General features: G+C 48.2%; 17 protein-coding genes. 5 read left to right on the forward strand and 12 right to left on the reverse strand.

Annotated features, from left to right (window positions below; translation table 11 throughout):
- Window positions 1–82 precede the first annotated feature (82 nt).
- Together speE and JGUZn3_RS03105 are read left to right on the forward strand one after the other, a co-directional pair.
- Window positions 83–943 carry a polyamine aminopropyltransferase gene (speE, locus tag JGUZn3_RS03100; RefSeq protein WP_203414774.1) on the forward strand — a complete coding sequence of 287 codons (861 nt, stop codon included), beginning with the start codon at window positions 83–85 and terminating at the stop codon, window positions 941–943.
- Window positions 944–1,094: 151 nt separating this feature from the next.
- Entirely contained in the window at window positions 1,095–1,472 is a 378-nt protein-coding gene (locus JGUZn3_RS03105) for a helix-turn-helix domain-containing protein (RefSeq protein ID WP_238996878.1), read from the forward strand.
- A gap of 232 nt (window positions 1,473–1,704) precedes the next feature.
- On the opposite strand, the gene JGUZn3_RS03110 is transcribed toward JGUZn3_RS03105, so the two are convergent.
- Together JGUZn3_RS03110 and JGUZn3_RS03115 are read right to left on the reverse strand one after the other, a co-directional pair.
- Window positions 1,705–2,670: an aldose 1-epimerase family protein gene (locus JGUZn3_RS03110; RefSeq protein ID WP_203414274.1), complete on the reverse strand. Its 966-nt coding sequence runs from the start codon at window positions 2,668–2,670 to the stop codon at window positions 1,705–1,707.
- A 99-nt stretch (window positions 2,671–2,769) separates the two neighbouring features.
- Window positions 2,770–3,531: an AbiTii domain-containing protein gene (locus JGUZn3_RS03115; RefSeq protein ID WP_203414275.1), complete on the reverse strand. Its 762-nt coding sequence runs from the start codon at window positions 3,529–3,531 to the stop codon at window positions 2,770–2,772.
- Window positions 3,532–3,635: 104 nt separating this feature from the next.
- Between JGUZn3_RS03115 and JGUZn3_RS03120 the strand changes: the two genes are divergently transcribed.
- Entirely contained in the window at window positions 3,636–4,214 is a 579-nt protein-coding gene (locus JGUZn3_RS03120; RefSeq protein ID WP_203414276.1) for a histidine phosphatase family protein, read from the forward strand.
- 484 nt (window positions 4,215–4,698) lie between these two features.
- Here JGUZn3_RS03120 and JGUZn3_RS03125 read toward each other — a convergent pair whose 3' ends face one another.
- The 3 genes from JGUZn3_RS03125 to JGUZn3_RS03135 are packed head-to-tail and all read right to left on the reverse strand — an operon-like array spanning window position 4,699 to window position 8,069.
- Window positions 4,699–5,511 (reverse strand): adenosylcobinamide-GDP ribazoletransferase, encoded by an 813-nt coding sequence (locus JGUZn3_RS03125; RefSeq protein ID WP_203414277.1) that lies wholly within the window; start codon window positions 5,509–5,511, stop codon window positions 4,699–4,701.
- A gap of 10 nt (window positions 5,512–5,521) precedes the next feature.
- Window positions 5,522–6,691: a nicotinate-nucleotide--dimethylbenzimidazole phosphoribosyltransferase gene (locus JGUZn3_RS03130; protein WP_203414278.1), complete on the reverse strand. Its 1,170-nt coding sequence runs from the start codon at window positions 6,689–6,691 to the stop codon at window positions 5,522–5,524.
- A 49-nt stretch (window positions 6,692–6,740) separates the two neighbouring features.
- Window positions 6,741–8,069: a cobyrinate a,c-diamide synthase gene (locus tag JGUZn3_RS03135; protein ID WP_238996879.1), complete on the reverse strand. Its 1,329-nt coding sequence runs from the start codon at window positions 8,067–8,069 to the stop codon at window positions 6,741–6,743.
- A 52-nt stretch (window positions 8,070–8,121) separates the two neighbouring features.
- Between JGUZn3_RS03135 and JGUZn3_RS03140 the strand changes: the two genes are divergently transcribed.
- Window positions 8,122–9,219 (forward strand): cobalt-precorrin-5B (C(1))-methyltransferase, encoded by a 1,098-nt coding sequence (locus JGUZn3_RS03140; RefSeq protein WP_203414279.1) that lies wholly within the window; start codon window positions 8,122–8,124, stop codon window positions 9,217–9,219.
- Between the two features lie 17 nt (window positions 9,220–9,236).
- On the opposite strand, the gene cobM is transcribed toward JGUZn3_RS03140, so the two are convergent.
- The 3 genes from cobM to cbiE are packed head-to-tail and all read right to left on the reverse strand — an operon-like array spanning window position 9,237 to window position 11,686.
- Window positions 9,237–9,992, reverse strand: a complete 756-nt coding sequence (gene cobM, locus JGUZn3_RS03145) for a precorrin-4 C(11)-methyltransferase (RefSeq protein WP_203414280.1) — start codon at window positions 9,990–9,992, stop codon at window positions 9,237–9,239.
- Window positions 9,989–10,450 carry a cobalamin biosynthesis protein gene (locus tag JGUZn3_RS03150; protein WP_203414281.1) on the reverse strand — a complete coding sequence of 154 codons (462 nt, stop codon included), beginning with the start codon at window positions 10,448–10,450 and terminating at the stop codon, window positions 9,989–9,991. Before JGUZn3_RS03150 ends, cobM begins: the two co-directional genes overlap by 4 nt.
- An 18-nt stretch (window positions 10,451–10,468) precedes the next feature.
- On the reverse strand, window positions 10,469–11,686 hold the full coding sequence (gene cbiE / locus JGUZn3_RS03155) for a precorrin-6y C5,15-methyltransferase (decarboxylating) subunit CbiE (protein WP_203414282.1): 1,218 nt from the start codon (window positions 11,684–11,686) through the stop codon (window positions 10,469–10,471).
- A gap of 54 nt (window positions 11,687–11,740) precedes the next feature.
- Here cbiE and JGUZn3_RS03160 point away from each other — a divergent pair, with 54 nt between their 5' ends.
- A complete protein-coding gene (locus JGUZn3_RS03160) occupies window positions 11,741–12,544 on the forward strand; it encodes a cobalt-precorrin-6A reductase (protein WP_203414283.1) in 804 nt (267 codons plus the stop codon).
- Here JGUZn3_RS03160 and cobJ read toward each other — a convergent pair.
- The 4 genes from cobJ to JGUZn3_RS03180 all read right to left on the reverse strand — a co-directional run bounded on the left by cobJ (window position 12,531) and on the right by JGUZn3_RS03180 (window position 16,113).
- Complete coding sequence (gene cobJ, locus JGUZn3_RS03165; RefSeq protein ID WP_203414284.1) at window positions 12,531–13,301, reverse strand: precorrin-3B C(17)-methyltransferase; 771 nt, start codon at window positions 13,299–13,301, stop codon at window positions 12,531–12,533. The two genes, JGUZn3_RS03160 and cobJ, sit on opposite strands and share 14 nt — an antisense overlap.
- Before the next feature lie 196 nt (window positions 13,302–13,497).
- A complete protein-coding gene (locus JGUZn3_RS03170) occupies window positions 13,498–14,244 on the reverse strand; it encodes a precorrin-2 C(20)-methyltransferase (RefSeq protein ID WP_203414285.1) in 747 nt (248 codons plus the stop codon).
- Window positions 14,241–14,870 (reverse strand): precorrin-8X methylmutase, encoded by a 630-nt coding sequence (locus JGUZn3_RS03175; protein ID WP_203414286.1) that lies wholly within the window; start codon window positions 14,868–14,870, stop codon window positions 14,241–14,243. Before JGUZn3_RS03175 ends, JGUZn3_RS03170 begins: the two co-directional genes overlap by 4 nt.
- A gap of 37 nt (window positions 14,871–14,907) precedes the next feature.
- On the reverse strand, window positions 14,908–16,113 hold the full coding sequence (locus tag JGUZn3_RS03180) for a hypothetical protein (protein ID WP_203414287.1): 1,206 nt from the start codon (window positions 16,111–16,113) through the stop codon (window positions 14,908–14,910).
- Window positions 16,114–16,153: the final 40 nt, after the last annotated feature.

A 16,153-nucleotide genomic window follows, 5' to 3' on the forward strand; every position in this document is an offset into this window, starting at 1 on the left:
TTTTCTAGTTTATGTGTAAGGCAGTTTTCTGGCGATGGAAAACTGCCTTATTGCTTTGGTAAGGGAAAAGGAAAACCAGGTTATGACGGCAAAATGGGTCAGCGAAGAGCTTTATGAAGGCTGGCGTCAGCAATTTAGGATTCGTAAAGAGTTGGTGCATACCAAAAGCCCTTTTCAGGATATTATGGTTTGTGAGAGTGAAGAATTTGGCCGTGTGTTATTTTTGGATGGCGTTGTTCAGATTACAGAAAAGGATGAGTTTGTTTATCAGGAAATGCTCTCTCATGTGCCGTTAATTGCCCATGGAAAAGCCGAAAACGTGCTCATCGTAGGGGCCGGCGATGGCGGAGTGCTGCGCCGGGTTTTACAGCATAGCACTGTTAAAAAGGCCGATATGGTAGAAATTGATGGTGAGGTGATTGAAATTTCCAAGAAATATCTTCCCACTATTGCTGGGCAGGCTTGGTCAGACCCACGAGCGAATGTCATTGTTGGTGATGGGGTTGCCCACGTCAAACAGGCGGGCAATGGTGTATATGACGTGATTATAGTAGATAGTACTGATCCTATTGGGGTGGGAGAAGTTTTATTTACCGATGAGTTTTATGAAAATTGTGCTCGGATTCTCAGTGAGTATGGTCTTATCGTTAATCAGTGTGGTGTTCCTTTTCTTCAGGCAGATGAATTACGCGAAACCAGCCAGAGGCGAAAAAAGTTTTTTCCCTATGTATCGGCTTATTGTGCTGCGGTTCCTACTTATATAGGGGGATTTATGACGTTAGGTGTGGCCTCTAAAAACCCTGCGGGGTTAGAGGTTTCCTTGCAAACCCTTAAGGAACGGGCAAACCAAGCAGGGCTTGAGGGGAAAACCCGGTACTGGACCCCAGCTCTCCATCGGGCTGCCTTTGTTTTACCTCCCTATATTGCAGAACAACTCCCCTAAAGATTTTTTGTACGGGGTTTCTAGATTTGTAGATGTAGGAGAGTAACAGAGAAATGAAGAAAGGCAGCGATTTTGTCGTGTTATGCTCTTTGTCTATGTAGAGCTTCATCCTCCCTAGGCTTGCAATCGTAACATTATAGAATTGAGTAGAATGGTAAAAAAAAAAGACGAGATGATAGAGTTTCTTGGCACACAAGAAACTCTTGGTCAGAGAATTAGGCTATTACGGAAGCTTGAAGGCTTTACGCAGGAAGATATTGCCAACAAATTGGGCGTTTCACGGAGTGCTGTTGCGCATTGGGAAACCAATCGGGAGGGAAGCGTGAGAGAACATCTTCCCAATTTGGCAAAATTATTGAATGTGCCGGTGGAAGTGTTTCTTACGGGCATGGCAAGTCAGTCTGCGCAAATGGAAATCAGTATTGATGAAATTGATTTGCTGAAACTTTATAGGCAGTTAACAACGTTGGAACGCCTTTCTATTCAGCGGTCAATCACTCGGTTAATCAAACATCGGGAAAAAGAATAGCCTCTAAAGGGGTTTATCCTGAAAGACTTTAGAAAAAGCATTGAACTCCCTTTAGGTATGTTCTGAAAAGCATGATCTTTAGAGAAAATACTATTATTTAGACTTTCTTTTCCACTCTCAATCTTTTTGTTTTTGTCAGTACGAATCTTTCGGGCAGAAAATAAAACTCCCTCGATAAGGCAAGAGCGCTCTGTAGTGGCCTTATCGGGGGAGTTTGTATGGGGTGTGAACCCTATAATTTTGAAGAGGAAGATGAGCCCAGTGCAGAAGGCGTTGAAAAAGAAGATGAGGCCGTTGAAGAGAGAGAAGAGGTTGTAGAAGGTGCAGCAGGCACATCCAATTCTACCGACCAGCTGGCTTTAAATTCCTCGTCGGGTGGGAGTAACAACAAACCAGGTTTTTTACTAAAATCGCCACTGAATTGTTCTGGGCTTGCATAACCTGCCCATGGCTCAATGCAAAGGAAGTTTGCCCCTGGCTTCATCCATAAACCAAGCTGCTTAAATCCCTCCCATGATACGGTTAATTTGGTTCCTTGTGTATTTTTAAATATGACAGAGGAACTGGCGGGATTCTCAAAAATAATGACGTCGTCAGTAAATAAGGAGTCCGAAAGGGAAAGAGTGCGGTTTTTAACAGGATTAGAAACATCTGACTCCTGGAGGAGGCCGTTTTTCAGCTTTTTTACGGGAGCGGTTTCGTCGTTTTCAAACACAAGGGTGTGGTCTGTTTTTGTGCTATTATCATCGAGGGGCCACCTAAAGGCAGGATGGGCACCAAGAGAGACGGGGAGCGCGGCCTTACCGGTATTTTTTACCTTATAATGAACGGTCAGTTTTGCACCATCCAACATATAGGCTAACTCTAAAAAGAAGGGGAATGGAAAATCTTTACGGGTCTCTTCAGAATCTGTCAAAACAAGAGAGCATCCATCCCTTCCCTGCCACGCCCAGGAAAAATCCAGGTCTCGGGCAAAGCCGTGTTGGGGAATGGTATAATCTTTTTCAGCAATACGGGCCGTGTTGTTTTTAAGTTTACCCACGATAGGGAATAAAACAGGGGAGTGGCGAGCCCATTCCGGTCCAGCTTGCCAGAGCCATTCCTTATTTTTTTTATCCTTAAGGGAGACGAGCTCTGCCCCTTTTTCATTGATAGAAACGGTAAGATAGTCGTTATAAATATTAAAATTTTTAGACATATTTGTTCTCAACGATACCAAAAAAAACAGAAAAAACTACAATAAAAATTCATATGACCGGCGTAACTAAGTCTTTAAAATATGGGTTTTCAATAAGTATTACAAGGGAAAGAGTTCGGAAAGATAAGGAATCATTTGTCGTCCGGAATCAACAATTTCTTTTAAAGTAGAATGAACAGCGTAAATAATAGACCATTGTGGCTTATTTAGGCTTAATTGGGCTCTCAATGTAATAAGGGCTGCTTGCAGTTCTTCTTGAGTTTTTGCATCAAGTTGTGGATTGGTAGTCTCTTTTTCCAAGATCTCCACCAGGGATTGAAGCCCATTTTTGTTATATTTCTCGGTGGGAAGAATAGGAAAAGCGGGTTTATCTGCGTTATCGAGTTGAAGCGATGGGAGCTGAAGGGTTTGGACTTTCTGTTTGTCTTCCTGTGAAAAATTTCCCTCCTCATCTCCTGTTATTCCGTTTTTTTCCATAGCGAGGCCCCATTCAGTTATAAGGTTACGGAGCATTTCCATAACAGGCTGAAGGGCTAATGGGGTAACTTTTAAAGTTTTACCGCTTTGGGGTTCTGTCACATCAAGGAAAGAAGAGGGCGTATGGACCATGCTTTCCAGCACGCCAATCGGCTGTAGCAAATTGATACCGTAACTTTCCTGCTTCTCATCATAGACAGTTATGTGTCTGTAAAAGGGAATGGGATTATGAGATGGGTAGCCGTTGAGCTCACAAGTCAACCATTTTGCTATGGCCTCTTGGTGGGATCGTTGGGCAATAACAAGCCCATTGCGCAATAACTCCGCAAGAGGCGTAGAAGAGGATGCAGCAGCCTTAATCAATAAGGGGATGGGTAAGCTCATGGGGGTCAGTCTCTGATAAAAATGAGAAGAGAAAAAGAAGATATTTTTTAAGAATTATATACCATACTTTCTCTTAGACTATTCCCTATTTAATAGAAAATGCAATGATGAGGAAGAAAATGTCGGTAGAGTCTTTTTCTGTTTTGTTGGCCAGGCATCCCCCTGTTCAGAAAAGGGAGGGATATTGTTATGGCATAACGGATTTACCGTTACAGAGTCCCCAGGAAAAGACGATGGAAGATACGCTTGCAAAATGGTTAACATTATGCCAGGCAAAAGGGTTTAAAAAGGTCTATACCTCTCCCTTACAGCGATGTTTTCTTCCAGCCCGCTTATTGGCCAATCGGCTTGGTCTTCCCTTATGGGTGGATCATCATGTCAGAGAGCTCAATTTTGGGGAATGGGAGGGGCAAGCATGGAATAAGATATCCTCAGTATTGCTCCAACAATGGGTCAATTCGCCGTGGGAGTTTACACCCCCCGGGGGAGAAAGTGCGAGCATGCTGTTAACCCGGCTCAAAAAATTTGTCACCCATCTTCAAGAGCAGTCCCAAAATTGTATTATTATAACCCATGGGGGGCCATTACGCATGCTTCCTGCCTTGCTGGCTGCTCGTAAACCCGATTGTTTGGCAGATCCCCTGGCGATGGGGGAAGCGAGACTCTATACGGTACGCATATGACCCCAATATTCCATAAGCAGGAGGGGTCTTTAAGTATTTTTGGGCCAGATGTGAATCATTACGTGAACCATTTTACCCCATCACAGCAAAAACCCTGGGTCAGATAAAACTTTGGCCAGATAAAGTTCCTGGGCCAGATCAGGCGGCAATATGGGGACAAGATTTTGTGGGGAGAATGGCCTGTTTCTGATAAGCCAGAAACGAGGGATTAGGTCCGTGACGCAGTGGTGGGCCAAGCTCACAGTCAGAACCCACATAACGCAATGCTACGGCAGACTAATTTACACCGTGTCACACTGCACCACAGACCTTTTAGCATAGCACAATTAGGTGGGTTTTACTACGAAAGTACCAGGAAAGTACCAGGGGGGTGGAATCTGCCAGCCCATACAAAAACTGTAAAATCCAGAGTAATCGGGTGATCCTTGCTGACGATGCACTGTTTAATAAGACGTATTGTAAATAAGAAGTGTAGCTTTAGCAATTATGTCCAAAAGAAAGGGGTTATAGGGGTAGTTAGCAGAGAAGAGGAAGGAGAAATGATTTTGCTGAAGAGGACAAGCAGCCCTGTTTCAACCAATATACAGGCACATCCCAGAATATCCCCAGAAATTCCCCCCACCTTTCGAACTGCCAGGTTTTTCATATATTGTGTAAAAAGGCCGCCTATAAGGCTGGCAATAATAAAGTGAGAGAAAGACAGGACTGAAATACCCATAAGAGCAGTAAAAAATACACCCCTTTTAAGGGCACGACTATGGGGTTTACCAATTCCGTAAGCCACGCCTTTGTCCTGGGCAAGGGGAAGGGTATAAAAAAGCCAGAGCATACTAAGCCTTGATAACGCTCCCGCCATAATTAGGGCAGGAAGAAGGGTATGGTTAACCATGAGTTGACCTAAGCTGACGTAACGGGCCAGGAAGACAAGAATAAGGGCTATGCAGCCGTAACTTCCTATGCGGCTATCATGCATAATGCGTAGGGTTTCTTCTTTGTTTTTTCCTCCCCCAAAACCATCCATTGTATCAGCAAGGCCATCTTCATGCAGGCCACCGGAGAGAAAGACCATGGTGACCAGCCCGATTATAACGCATAAAGAGGAGGAAAATCCCATCCATCCAGAAACGGTGATGGTTGCCCATGGCATTATGCCCAAAATACCCCCTACTAACGGCCATAGGGCTGCTCCTCCCGCATTGTTAGAGGGATAGGCGGGCTTGGCAGCGAGCCAGCTGGTTGGCAGGCGTGTCAGAAGTTGGAATGCCGTTGCCAGATTGGCTCTAAATTTCTTGAACATGGAGCTTTCCTTAGGATGATGATGCGATGTGGGCCTCATCAAAGGTTTTCATTCCCCTATAGCAGGAAAGTGCTGCCCGGATAAGGTTAACAGAAAGAACAGCCCCACTTCCTTCTCCTAATCGCATGCCCAGGTGAAGCAAGGGGGTAAGGTTAAGCTGGGCTGCCAGTTTGGCATGGGCTTTTTCAGCAGAAAGATGGCCAAGTTGGCAATGATCCAGCAAGGAGGGGGCCATACACCATAGGGGGGCCAAGGCCGCCGTGCAGACAAAGCCATCTATTATAAGGGGAATATGCAGGTTGCGCGCAGCAAGGGTGGCCCCCAACAGGGCTGCCAGTTCAAATCCCCCAAAAATACGAGCAGCATCGAACGGGGTAGAAAAATCATTTGCAGGGTTTGTAAGGGCCGTTTCAATAACCTTGGCCTTGTGCCTTTGCTGAGAAAGGGATAGGCCAGTTCCTGCCCCGACCCAATCTTCTGTCGCCCAATTTTTTTTAGCCCACTCTTCTGTAGTCCAGCCTTCTGCAGTCCGATCTTTTGCAGCCCAATCTACGGCAGAGGGGCTGCCTTGGGCGCTCGCCATTCCTGTGGCAGAAGGGGATGGTTTTTCAAAAAGAGCACAGCTGAGGGCAGCCGCAGCTGTGGTGTTGCCAATGCCCATTTCTCCCAAGCACAGGAGGTCCGCTTCAGGAGGAACGCTCTTGTATCCGGTGGCTACACAGTCCAGGAACTGTTGTTCTGACATGGCTGGTTCCTGGCTGAAGTCCCGAGTGGGGTGCAAGGCGTTAAGCGTGATCACTTGCAAGCGGTTCCCAACCTGTTGGGTAAGCTGATTAATGGCAGCCCCTCCATTATGGAAATTTTTCACCATTTCAGCCGTAACCTGTTGGGGGTAGGGCGAAACATTTTGGGCCGTTACTCCGTGGTTCCCGGCGAAGATCAGGGTATGACAATTTTGAAGGGTAGGCATGGCGCGGCGTTGGCAAAGGCCAAGCCAAACAACAAGCTCTTCAAGCCGGCCCAAGCTTCCTGGGGGTTTGGTTAGGGCATCCAGCCGCAGGCGTATTTGTGCGGCAAGCCTGTCCTGGCCTGTTTCGATAGGGGTGGATAAGGCAAGGCAAAGATCCTGGAGTTGGGCTAGGGATGTGAATGTGGGAGGGGTGGGTTGAAAAGGCGCCATAAGAATAAAACAGTTTGTAATTGGTTATGAAAAGGATGGTTAAAAAGGGTTATGGGGTGCAGGCAATGGTGTGAAAAAAACATCCCGTAACCCGGCCACGTTGGCCCCCTTCCGGACCAAGGGGAAGGCCAGCTCCATCGTAGAGTGTGGCAAAGGGGCTGTCCTGCCCACGGGAGATGCATTGTGCATAGTGGAATTCATGACCACGCAGAATGGTTTTTTCTTTCCCGGCCCAGGTGGGAGCCAGAGTGATGGCCTGCCGATAGCCGAGATGCATTTTGCGATTATGGTCACTGCTATGGTGGTCTAGTAATCCCGCCATAGGATGGGTATGTCCTTGGGCATCGGTTAAGGTCTGGCCTAAAACCATATAGCCTCCACATTCCCCATGGATCGGGTTGCTTTGGGCAAAAACCTGTAGACTGGTTATGAACCGTTGAGCCTGGGCAATGGGTTCGGCATGCAGCTCGGGATACCCTCCCGGAAGCCAGCAAGCATCACACTCTGTGGGGATAGCTTCATCAGCCAGGGGAGAAAAAAACGATAATTCTGCTCCTTGCTCTCTCCAGCTTTCCAAAATATGGGGGTAGAGAAAACTAAAAGCGGCATCACGGGCTAGGGCAATACGCTGACCAGGGGGGGGAAGAAAACTGTTGGGGGGTGGAGGGGGGTCTTTCTCTTTGTAGTTCAGTGGTCTGGCTAAAGAGAGAATGGTCTCAATATCCAGATAATGTTCTGCCAGATCGGCAGCGGTCTGAAAGAACTGATCAAGGTGGGGGTGTTCTTCAGCTTGGACAAGCCCTAGGTGCCTTTCAGGGAGTTTCAGGGTAGAGGTGCGGTAAAAACACCCAACAATGGGGATATTCAGGGGCTCTATAGCACTTCGAACACTTTTTTCATGGCGGGGAGAGGCAACCTGGTTGAGGATAATGCCTGCTATATGAAGGGCAGGGTCAAAATGGCAGAAACCATAAGCGATTGCTGCAGCACTTTGCGCTTGTCCTGAAACATCTAGTACAAGAAGAATAGGAAGCCCCAATGCAGCTGCCAGATCAGCGCCCTTGCCCTCTCGGCCAGGAGTTGCGGTAATGCCATCGAACAGACCCATGGAGGATTCTATGATAAGATATTGGCTGTTTTGACAGGAACTGGCCAGAAGATGGGTTATCATGGCAGGGGGCATGGCCCAGCTATCGAGGTTAAAGGCTGTTTGGCTGGTGGCTTTGGCATGAAAGGTCGGATCAATATAGTCTGGCCCCGATTTCGCTGCCCGTATGGGTATTTTCCTTTTTCTTAGGGCCGAGAGAAGGGATAAGGTGATTAGGGTTTTTCCACTGCCTGAGCGTGGTGCGGCAATCATAAGAGCAGATGTGGGCATAAGGACAAATCCGGTTTATGATAGGGGAAAGTGAAGGCATTGGGTAAGGCACGTGCAAAATCAACAACAAGAACTAAGGCGAGGGTGGACAACAGGGGCCTGTGCAACAGCGGCTGCTAAGTCGGCTTATATTGCCTTATTGACGAATAATTTTCCAGATCCGATTGAAATAACCCTTCCTTCGGGCAAGCGGGTACGTTTTGCTCTGGCCCAATATGGCTGGGTGGGGAGCTCGGCAACGGCGGGGGTCATCAAAGATGCTGGCGATGATCCCGATGTAACGCATGGGGCTCTTATCTGCGCAACTTTAACCCTGCGCGAAAAAGGGGCGGGCATATGTTTTTCAGCAGGGGAGGGGGTGGGAACAGTCACGCGGCCGGGCCTGGCGTTACCCGTTGGGGAGCCTGCTATAAATCCTGTTCCAAGAAGGATGATGATCCAGGCCTTGCAGGAAGTGGTTCTTAGACCAGATGTGGAGGTGAAAATTTCTATCCCTGGTGGTGAGAAAATAGCCCAAAAAACCCTTAACGGTCGTTTGGGTATTGTGGGGGGGCTTTCCATTTTGGGCACAACGGGGATTGTTATCCCTTTTTCCTGTGCAGCTTGGATTGAATCCATTCATCGAGGGGTGGATGTTGCCCGAGCGATGCAGATTCCCCATTTGGCGGCCTCAACGGGGAATATGTCTGAAGAGGGGATAAAAAAGCTTTATGCCCTGCCTGAGGAAGCCCTGATTGATATGGGAGATTTTGTAGGGGGCGTATTGAAATATGTGCGCCAACATCCCGTTCCGGCCTTGACCATTGCGGGGGGGATCGCCAAAATAACCAAACTGGCCCAAGGATTTTTGGATTTACACTCTAAGCGTGGGCGGGTAGATTTAACGGTGCTGGCTGAATGGGCTTTTCAGGCTGGTTATGGGCAAGCACAGGTGCAGGCTATAAGCCAGGCCAATACTGTCGCAGAGGCTTTTGAAAAAACCATGGAAGAAGGGGCAATCACCAACCTCACCCTGGGGGAGATCGTGGCAGAACGGGCATGGAATGTGGCTGCAGACTATCTTGGCCCTACGTCTGTGAGGCTGGAAGTCGCCCTATTTAACAGAAATAGCCAGTGTGTAGCCCGCACAGGCCTGAAGGCGATAGAATAATTAAGGAGGTAGAATAATTATGCGCTCTTGAACCGGCGATGATAATCTTCCCGATAGAGGGAGGAAGTTTGCACAGGTTCAGCATGCAGGTTTTTACCTACGAGAATTAGAGCTGTTCGTTCAATATTGGCCTTCTGTACAGCCTGGGGTAAAAGGGCCAGGGTAGAGAATAGCAGCTTTTCTTGCGGCCAGGAAACATGAGCCCCCACAGCAGCGGGGCAATTTTCCCCATAAAAGGGAATAAGTCTCTCGCAAATCTCCTGAATACGGTGAATGGCCAGGTGAATGGCCAAAACACTCTTTGTTTGAGCAAAATTTTCCAGTGTTTCACTTTCTGGCATGGAAGAAGCTCGTCCTTCCAGGCGAGTAATGATCAGGCTTTGGGCCTTGTAAGGTAGTGTAAGTTCGCAGCCCAGAGCAGCTGCTGTAGCAGAAAAGGCCGGCACACCTGGGGTTATGGTATAAGGGATGGTATGTTTGTTTAACACGCTGATTTGTTCGGCCATAGCACTGTAAAGGGAGAGATCGCCTGAATGAAGCCGGGCAATATCTTTTCCTTCCTGATGGGCCCGAAGGAAATGATGTTCAAGATCTGTAAGGCTTAAAGCCGCAGTATCAATACATTCTCCATGAGGGGGGCAGTAGGCTAAAATCCCTTTGGGAATGATAGAGCCAGCATAGAGGCAGAGGGGGGATGTTTTAAGCAGGTTTATGGCGCGTACGGTCAACAGGTCTTCAGCGCCGGGGCCTGCTCCAATGAAATGTACGGTCATGTGGGCCTCCATTTAGGTGGGTTAATTGATGCTAAGGCGATGGTAACAGTATTAAAGCTCATTTTAGGGAAAACAAGCTTTGGCATCGTACAAATAGCTGAGACAGAAGAAGAAACGAAAGCCCCTTGATGCTCGGTCACGTAAGCGAGGCATCTGGCTATAGCACACCCTTCGGCAATAGCGGCTATCCCAAAACGGTTGAGAGCCTGCTGGGAATAGCTCTGACAATAAGGTTGAGCCTTTTTTAGGGTGTGGAGAGAAATCCAATAAAGTGGCAAAGAGACCATATGGGAAAGTTCTGAGAAAAGGGCTAATTCCTGGCGAAAATACGGGGCTGCCACAGCCGTAATCGGGAAGGGGCTTACATGGGAAAGCTGGCGAAAGGCTGCGGTAAGGTCTGTCAGTGGGCTATAGGGGCGGCAACCAAAGCCAGCAACGGTGTAGGGGGGATCTGCCATGGTGATAGAGCCGAAGGATTAAGGGTGGGTAATACAATATTGGGTTATGGTTCTATCGGGTTTAAATCCTCTTTTACGGCCAAGTGGGGTAAGATACTCCGCTTGGAAACGGCTAAGGCTGCCCCCCCATTGTTGATAGCGATCAAAAAGCAGGGCTTCAGTTTCAGCGGTTACGGCATTAACCACTAATCTTCCTCCAGCAGGTAAGGCATGCCATGCGTAATCCAGCAAGGAAGAACTACACCCACCCCCAATAAAAATGGCATGGGGAGCAGTAGAAAGGGTTTGTAAAACTTCCAGGGCCTGACCCTGAATAACCTGATACGCTGGCACCCCCAAGGTTTGGGCATTGCGCATAGCTCGCTCTGCCCGCTCGGGGTTTTGCTCAATACCAATGGCCTTACAGCTGGGGTGGGTCAGCATCCACTCGATTCCTATCGCCCCAGAACCAGCGCCAATATCCCAAAGCACTTCCTCTCTGCGGGGTTGGAGGGCAGCGAGGGTCAGGGCTCTTAGCGGGGCCCTTGTGATTTGCCCATCATGTTCAAACAAGCTATCGGCCCGCCCAGGGCTGCGGGCAAGGATCAGCTCTGGTGTCAGGCACGGCCCTGTTTCAAGGGCAATAAGATGCAGGGGGTAAAGATCTGTCGGTAAAGGTGCAGGAAGAGTTATGGTGCGCATGCGTTCCTGCGGGCCGCCAAGGGCTTCAAGCACATGCATACGGGCAGAGGAAAAGCCAAGGTTGCTCATATAATCAGCCACCTCATGGGGGGTCTGGGCATTCGCTGAGAGAATAACAAGGCGGGTATATTCTTGTAAAAAAGGGCGTAAGGTGGCTAGGGGTCTTCCACATAGGCTTACAAGCTGGCAATCTGGCTGGCTCCATTTTAAGGTCGCGCAGGCTAAAGAAAAAGATGAGAGTACGGGGAAACATTGTATGTCTTCAGCGGGCAGGTTATGGGCTATGGTGCTGCCAATACCGTAACAGAAAGGATCTCCAGAGGCGAGAACGGCAACCGTTTCAGGCTTGCAGTGGATGATCTTGTCCAGGTTGTTTCTTATCGGATAAATCCACTCATGCCTTTGTCCTGTTATCGCAGAGTCTGCCAAGGCTAAGTGGCGCCTTCCTCCAAACACATGCTGTGCTTGGGTAAGGTGATGATACGCTTGGGCTGAAAGACCTGAAAGACCTTCTTCACCAATGCCAATTAAACTGAGAAAGGGTGTGTTTGTCATAAGGTTTGTTTATACTGTAATCCTTCATGAAGTGGAAAGTCGAAAGGGCAAAGAATGCACCATATCTTGATTTTGGGCGGAACCGCCGAAGGCAGAAAGCTGGCAACTTTCCTTTCTGCTTGCCCCGCTGTGCACTGCACGCTTTCTCTTGCTGGTCGGACGCAGAACCCTATAATCGATCGCTCTATTTCAACCCGTATTGGTGGGTTTGGGGGATGTGAAGGCTTAACTCAATGGTTGGTCGATAATGCCATTACTTTTGTTATAGATGCCACACATCCCTTTGCAACGACAATGACAGAACACGCTTGGCAGGTTTGCAAAAAACTTGGAACACCTTATAGAAGGCTTTCCCGGCCGCCATGGGAAAAACAGGCAGGGAGAACGTGGCTTTCGGTATCGTCCTATGAAGAGGCGATAGAAGAGATAAAAAATTTACCTGAGATTAGGCAAAAAACCGTTTTTTTAACGATTGGCCGTAAGGAGGTAGGGGTTTTTGCTCGGTATGCACCAGAACTCTCCTATGTGATTCGCTCGGTTGATCGGCCAAGTTCCGAACAGCTTCCACCCCATTGCCAGGTTATTACTGCTCGTGGCCCCTTTACACTCGAGGCCGAAAAAGCCCTGTTTCGTCATTATGGAATTGATGTGCTGGTAAGTAAAAATTCTGGTGGAGAAGAGGTTGTCGCAAAACTTGAAGCAGCTAGGTTTTGCAATGCGCAGGTGATCTTGCTTGAGCGTCCCCCTGCGCCAAAAGGGATAGAAGCCTACACTTTTTCTTCCATAACCACCCTTTTACAACAGCTCTCCTTACAAATACCAGGGTTGGCAGAGAGGGTTTGCCTTAAGAAGGAATGAAGCGAGGCGTATAAACCCAGGGAATGGCGTTATGAGACGGAATAGTTTTTGTATAAGGACTGCCCACTATCACTAGGCTGCGCATATCAGCCCATTCGGCTCGTACTTCTGAGAGGGATGTTATACGGATATGCTCTTCCTGACGATAGACAGCGGTGGCAATAATGATAGGCACCGTACCGGGCAGGGTATGCCGCAAGGTTTCAAAAGCCTGGCCCAGTTGCCAGGGGCGTGCTTTTGAAATGGGATTATAAAGCGAGAGGACAAAACCAGCCTGTGCTGCAGCTATAAGCCTTTTTTCAATAATGGGCCATGGTTTAAGGTTGTCAGAAAGGGATATGGCACAAAAATCATGACCTAAAGGGGCCCCTACACGGGCAGCTACGGCCAGCATGGCCGAAATACCTGGCATGACCTCTATCGTCACTTCTTGCCAATCTTTTGGGCCTTTTTCAAGAGCTTCAAATACGGTACTGGCCATGGCAAAAATCCCTGCATCCCCAGAGGAAACAACCCCAACGCTTTTCCCACTGGCCGCCATGTCGAGGGCCTGGCGGGCACGGTGAAGTTCTTCGCGGTTATCTGAGGGGTGAAGGGTAACAGAAGCCGGAAGGCTAAGGCGCTTAATATAGGGGCCATAGCCAAATAGATCGCTCACCTCGGAAAGGGCCTGGTGGACTTGCGGAGTTATAAGTGCGTTCTGGCCAGGGCCCAGACTAAGGATAAAAAGACGTTTTAAAAGAGAAGAGGGGACCAAATAAAGACTCCTAAGGGGTTAAAAATGTCTATAAAATATTACAAGGAAAAGTTTGAGGCCTTTTCTTGCACTCCATAACGTGCATTCCATAAGAGGTAAATTTCTTGCAGATCTTCCTAACTTCTAGGGAAGTCTCTGTTCTAGCCCAATAATATTGGCCCCATAATAAAGAGAAAATCCTTCAAGCAAAATCTGGCTACGGGTTCAAGTTTTCTCGGCGTTCTTTTTGGCGACCGGGGATAAAGATTAAGCTAAAATAGGGCGCAGTCTTGGGAATTTCCTTAGCAAGTGGCAGGATTCGTTGCTGGCTTTGGGTTGCGTATTCAATATAGTGGGCGCGGCTAAGGGTTTGGGTTTGTTGAAGGGCTGTGCAGATTTTTTCAAGATTTTGGCCAATTTTCATAATAACAGCAGCATCACACTGGCCTAGCTGGTAGCAAAGCTCCGACAAGGGCAACGTGCCTGGTAAAACACTTAAGACATCATCCCCATGTGTAATGGGAATTAAAGCTGATGACCAGCTTGCAGACATAGCACTTACTCCCGGTGTAACCTCTATGGCGTGGCGTGGAAGCAGGCGGTCAAAAACATAAAGACAGGACCCGTAAAGAAAAGGATCTCCTTCGGAGAGGAGAACCAATCTTTCACCAGCAGAAAGGCATTGGGCAAGCTGCTGGGCTGAGTGATCATAAAAAGTCGCTAGAGTTTGTTTATAATGTGGGTCTGTAAATGGTATTTCTGTGGTGAGAGGGTATTCCAGCCGTAATTCTTTGGTGTGGGGAGAAATAAAGCTTTCAGCAATTGTGCGGGCATGGCCCTTTTTTCCTCGCTTGGTAAAATAGGCTATGGCTTGAGCTTGGCCAATTAAGCGGGCAGCCCTTAAAGTGAGTAAATCTGGGGCACCTGGGCCTACCCCTACAATATGGAGGGCGTTGTTTTTCATAAGTGGGAACTCGCCAGGGCATTCAAAGCCGCAGCAGTGATTGCGCTCCCACCTTGGCGGCCATGAAGGGTAAGGAATGGAACTGGCGCCTGTTGGGCCAGGGCTGTCTTGGAGTCTTCTGCACCGACAAATCCTACGGGAATGCCAATAATGGCTGCGGGTTTATCAGGGATATTGTCTAGCATTTCCAAAAGATGGAAAAGGGCGGTGGGGGCATTGCCGATGGCTATAAGACTTCCGGCCATATGGGGTTTCCATAGTTCCAGTGCTGCAGCAGAGCGGGTTGTTCCTAACTGTTGGGCCAGGAGGGGCGTTTGGGGGTCGTGAAGGGTGCAGATGACGGGGTTGTTATGACTAAAACGGTTTTTTGTTAAGCCATGAGCCAGCATTTCAGAATCACAGAGAATGGGCTGCCCCAGCGAAAGGGCCCTTTGGGCCGTAGCGACCAAATCAGGGCTAAATTGTATAAGAGGGGCAATGTCAACTCGTCCGCAAGCATGGATCATACGGGTAGCAACCCAGGCCTCAGCGGGTGAAAAACCAGAAAGATTGGCCTCCTTTTGGATTGTCTCAAAGGAAAGCCTGTAAATATCTTCGCCGTTCCGCAGATAATCAAAATTAGTCAAAGGGGGTGCTCACAATGGGTTTAAAAGTAAAATAGCGTCAAGATGAGAAAAAGGTTGAGGAAAGAAGAGCGATAACGTCTTCAAGGGGGAGATTTTTATATAAAGGGCTATCGGTTGTCCGTCCATTCCGAATTATATCATATCGCCCTTTTTCTGCGACCAGTGTTAAAGGCGCAGAAAAAGGGTAGGCACAGCCCTTTCGACAGCCAGAAATATGGAGAGGCTGGTATTTTTTAGCAAAAATAGCAAGCTGTTTGCCATCCTCTCGGGGGGCAGTACTCCCATGGTAGCATCCTTGTTGGCCAGGGCATGCAATAATATTCAGCAAGGGGTCATGAGGAGAAGTTAAAAAATCCTGCTGCCAGAAGGAATTAGGAAGATAAGGGGCAAGGATAACACTTCGCCAGGGTGTAAAATAACAGCGGCTGGCCTTAGGCATGTGGGTGGCAAGTTTTTCCAGCAACTCTGCAGTGAGCACTCCAAAGGGTAAGCCAAGGCCAAAGGCAGGTATCCTCAACCCGTCCAGCAGCCCTATGGGAAGGCGGGGGGATGGTGGGGAAGTCAGGGCACTCAGAGAGGTTAAGGTGGTTAGTCCCGCACAAGAAAAGAGATGTTCAGGATGAGCCCTATGGAGAAGTCGGGGGGCTAAGCCAGCAGCAAGCTGGGCAAGTTGAATACCATAGAAAGCGGCTTGATGGGGATGAACGCTGGCTACTATGGGGCTTGTTCCAAGTTTGATGTGCCATTGCCGATTGAGACAGAGCAGAGAAATATCAGCCTGATGGCCGGTGAGAGGAAAATGCCCGTCCCCATCAACAAGGAAGCTAAACTTGCCAGAAAGCGGAGAGAAAAGAGCAGATTTTTCAGAAATCTGGGTTTCAAGGTCTTGAATAATCTGAAACGTTAAAGGGTGGGCTGCGGGATCTAGGCCTGCTAGGGGGGAAGAAAGAATATTGCGGTATTTTTCTGCCAAAGGGTTTGGGTGGCACAGGTTAAGCTTTTGGGCTTTGTTTTGGAATTCTGGCAGGGTGTGGGCGGGGAATCCCCTTATTTGTAGGTTCCCCCGTTGGGTAATTTCTACAATATTGTGGGTAAGGTTTATACAGGTTTCAGCAATAAAGCGGAGTTGCTCTGCGGTCAGCCCCCCTGCGAAGGGTTTAATACGAATAATCAACCCATCAGCACTATCCATGGGGTTATATAGGCTTGGACACCAACCGCGTGTGTGAGGGGAATGAGACATGGAAATAAAACCAGAAGGCTAAGAAAAGAAAAATCAAATT

The organism is Entomobacter blattae (genome assembly GCF_014672835.1).
Classification (GTDB): domain Bacteria; phylum Pseudomonadota; class Alphaproteobacteria; order Acetobacterales; family Acetobacteraceae; genus Entomobacter; species Entomobacter blattae.

Coding starts and splice junctions, on each gene's coding strand:
- JGUZn3_RS03110 (WP_203414274.1), bottom strand. CDS start 2,670: ATGTCTAAAAATTTTAATATTTATAACGACTATCTTACCGTTTCTATC.
- JGUZn3_RS03135 (WP_238996879.1), bottom strand. CDS start 8,069: ATGCCCACATCTGCTCTTATGATTGCCGCACCACGCTCAGGCAGTGGA.
- JGUZn3_RS03105 (WP_238996878.1), top strand. CDS start 1,095: ATGGTAAAAAAAAAAGACGAGATGATAGAGTTTCTTGGCACACAAGAA.
- cobM (WP_203414280.1), bottom strand. CDS start 9,992: ATGACCGTACATTTCATTGGAGCAGGCCCCGGCGCTGAAGACCTGTTG.
- JGUZn3_RS03120 (WP_203414276.1), top strand. CDS start 3,636: ATGATGAGGAAGAAAATGTCGGTAGAGTCTTTTTCTGTTTTGTTGGCC.
- JGUZn3_RS03150 (WP_203414281.1), bottom strand. CDS start 10,450: ATGGCAGATCCCCCCTACACCGTTGCTGGCTTTGGTTGCCGCCCCTAT.
- cbiE (WP_203414282.1), bottom strand. CDS start 11,686: ATGACAAACACACCCTTTCTCAGTTTAATTGGCATTGGTGAAGAAGGT.
- JGUZn3_RS03180 (WP_203414287.1), bottom strand. CDS start 16,113: ATGTCTCATTCCCCTCACACACGCGGTTGGTGTCCAAGCCTATATAAC.
- JGUZn3_RS03125 (WP_203414277.1), bottom strand. CDS start 5,511: ATGTTCAAGAAATTTAGAGCCAATCTGGCAACGGCATTCCAACTTCTG.
- JGUZn3_RS03170 (WP_203414285.1), bottom strand. CDS start 14,244: ATGAAAAACAACGCCCTCCATATTGTAGGGGTAGGCCCAGGTGCCCCA.
- JGUZn3_RS03160 (WP_203414283.1), top strand. CDS start 11,741: ATGCACCATATCTTGATTTTGGGCGGAACCGCCGAAGGCAGAAAGCTG.
- JGUZn3_RS03115 (WP_203414275.1), bottom strand. CDS start 3,531: ATGAGCTTACCCATCCCCTTATTGATTAAGGCTGCTGCATCCTCTTCT.
- JGUZn3_RS03130 (WP_203414278.1), bottom strand. CDS start 6,691: ATGGCGCCTTTTCAACCCACCCCTCCCACATTCACATCCCTAGCCCAA.
- speE (WP_203414774.1), top strand. CDS start 83: ATGACGGCAAAATGGGTCAGCGAAGAGCTTTATGAAGGCTGGCGTCAG.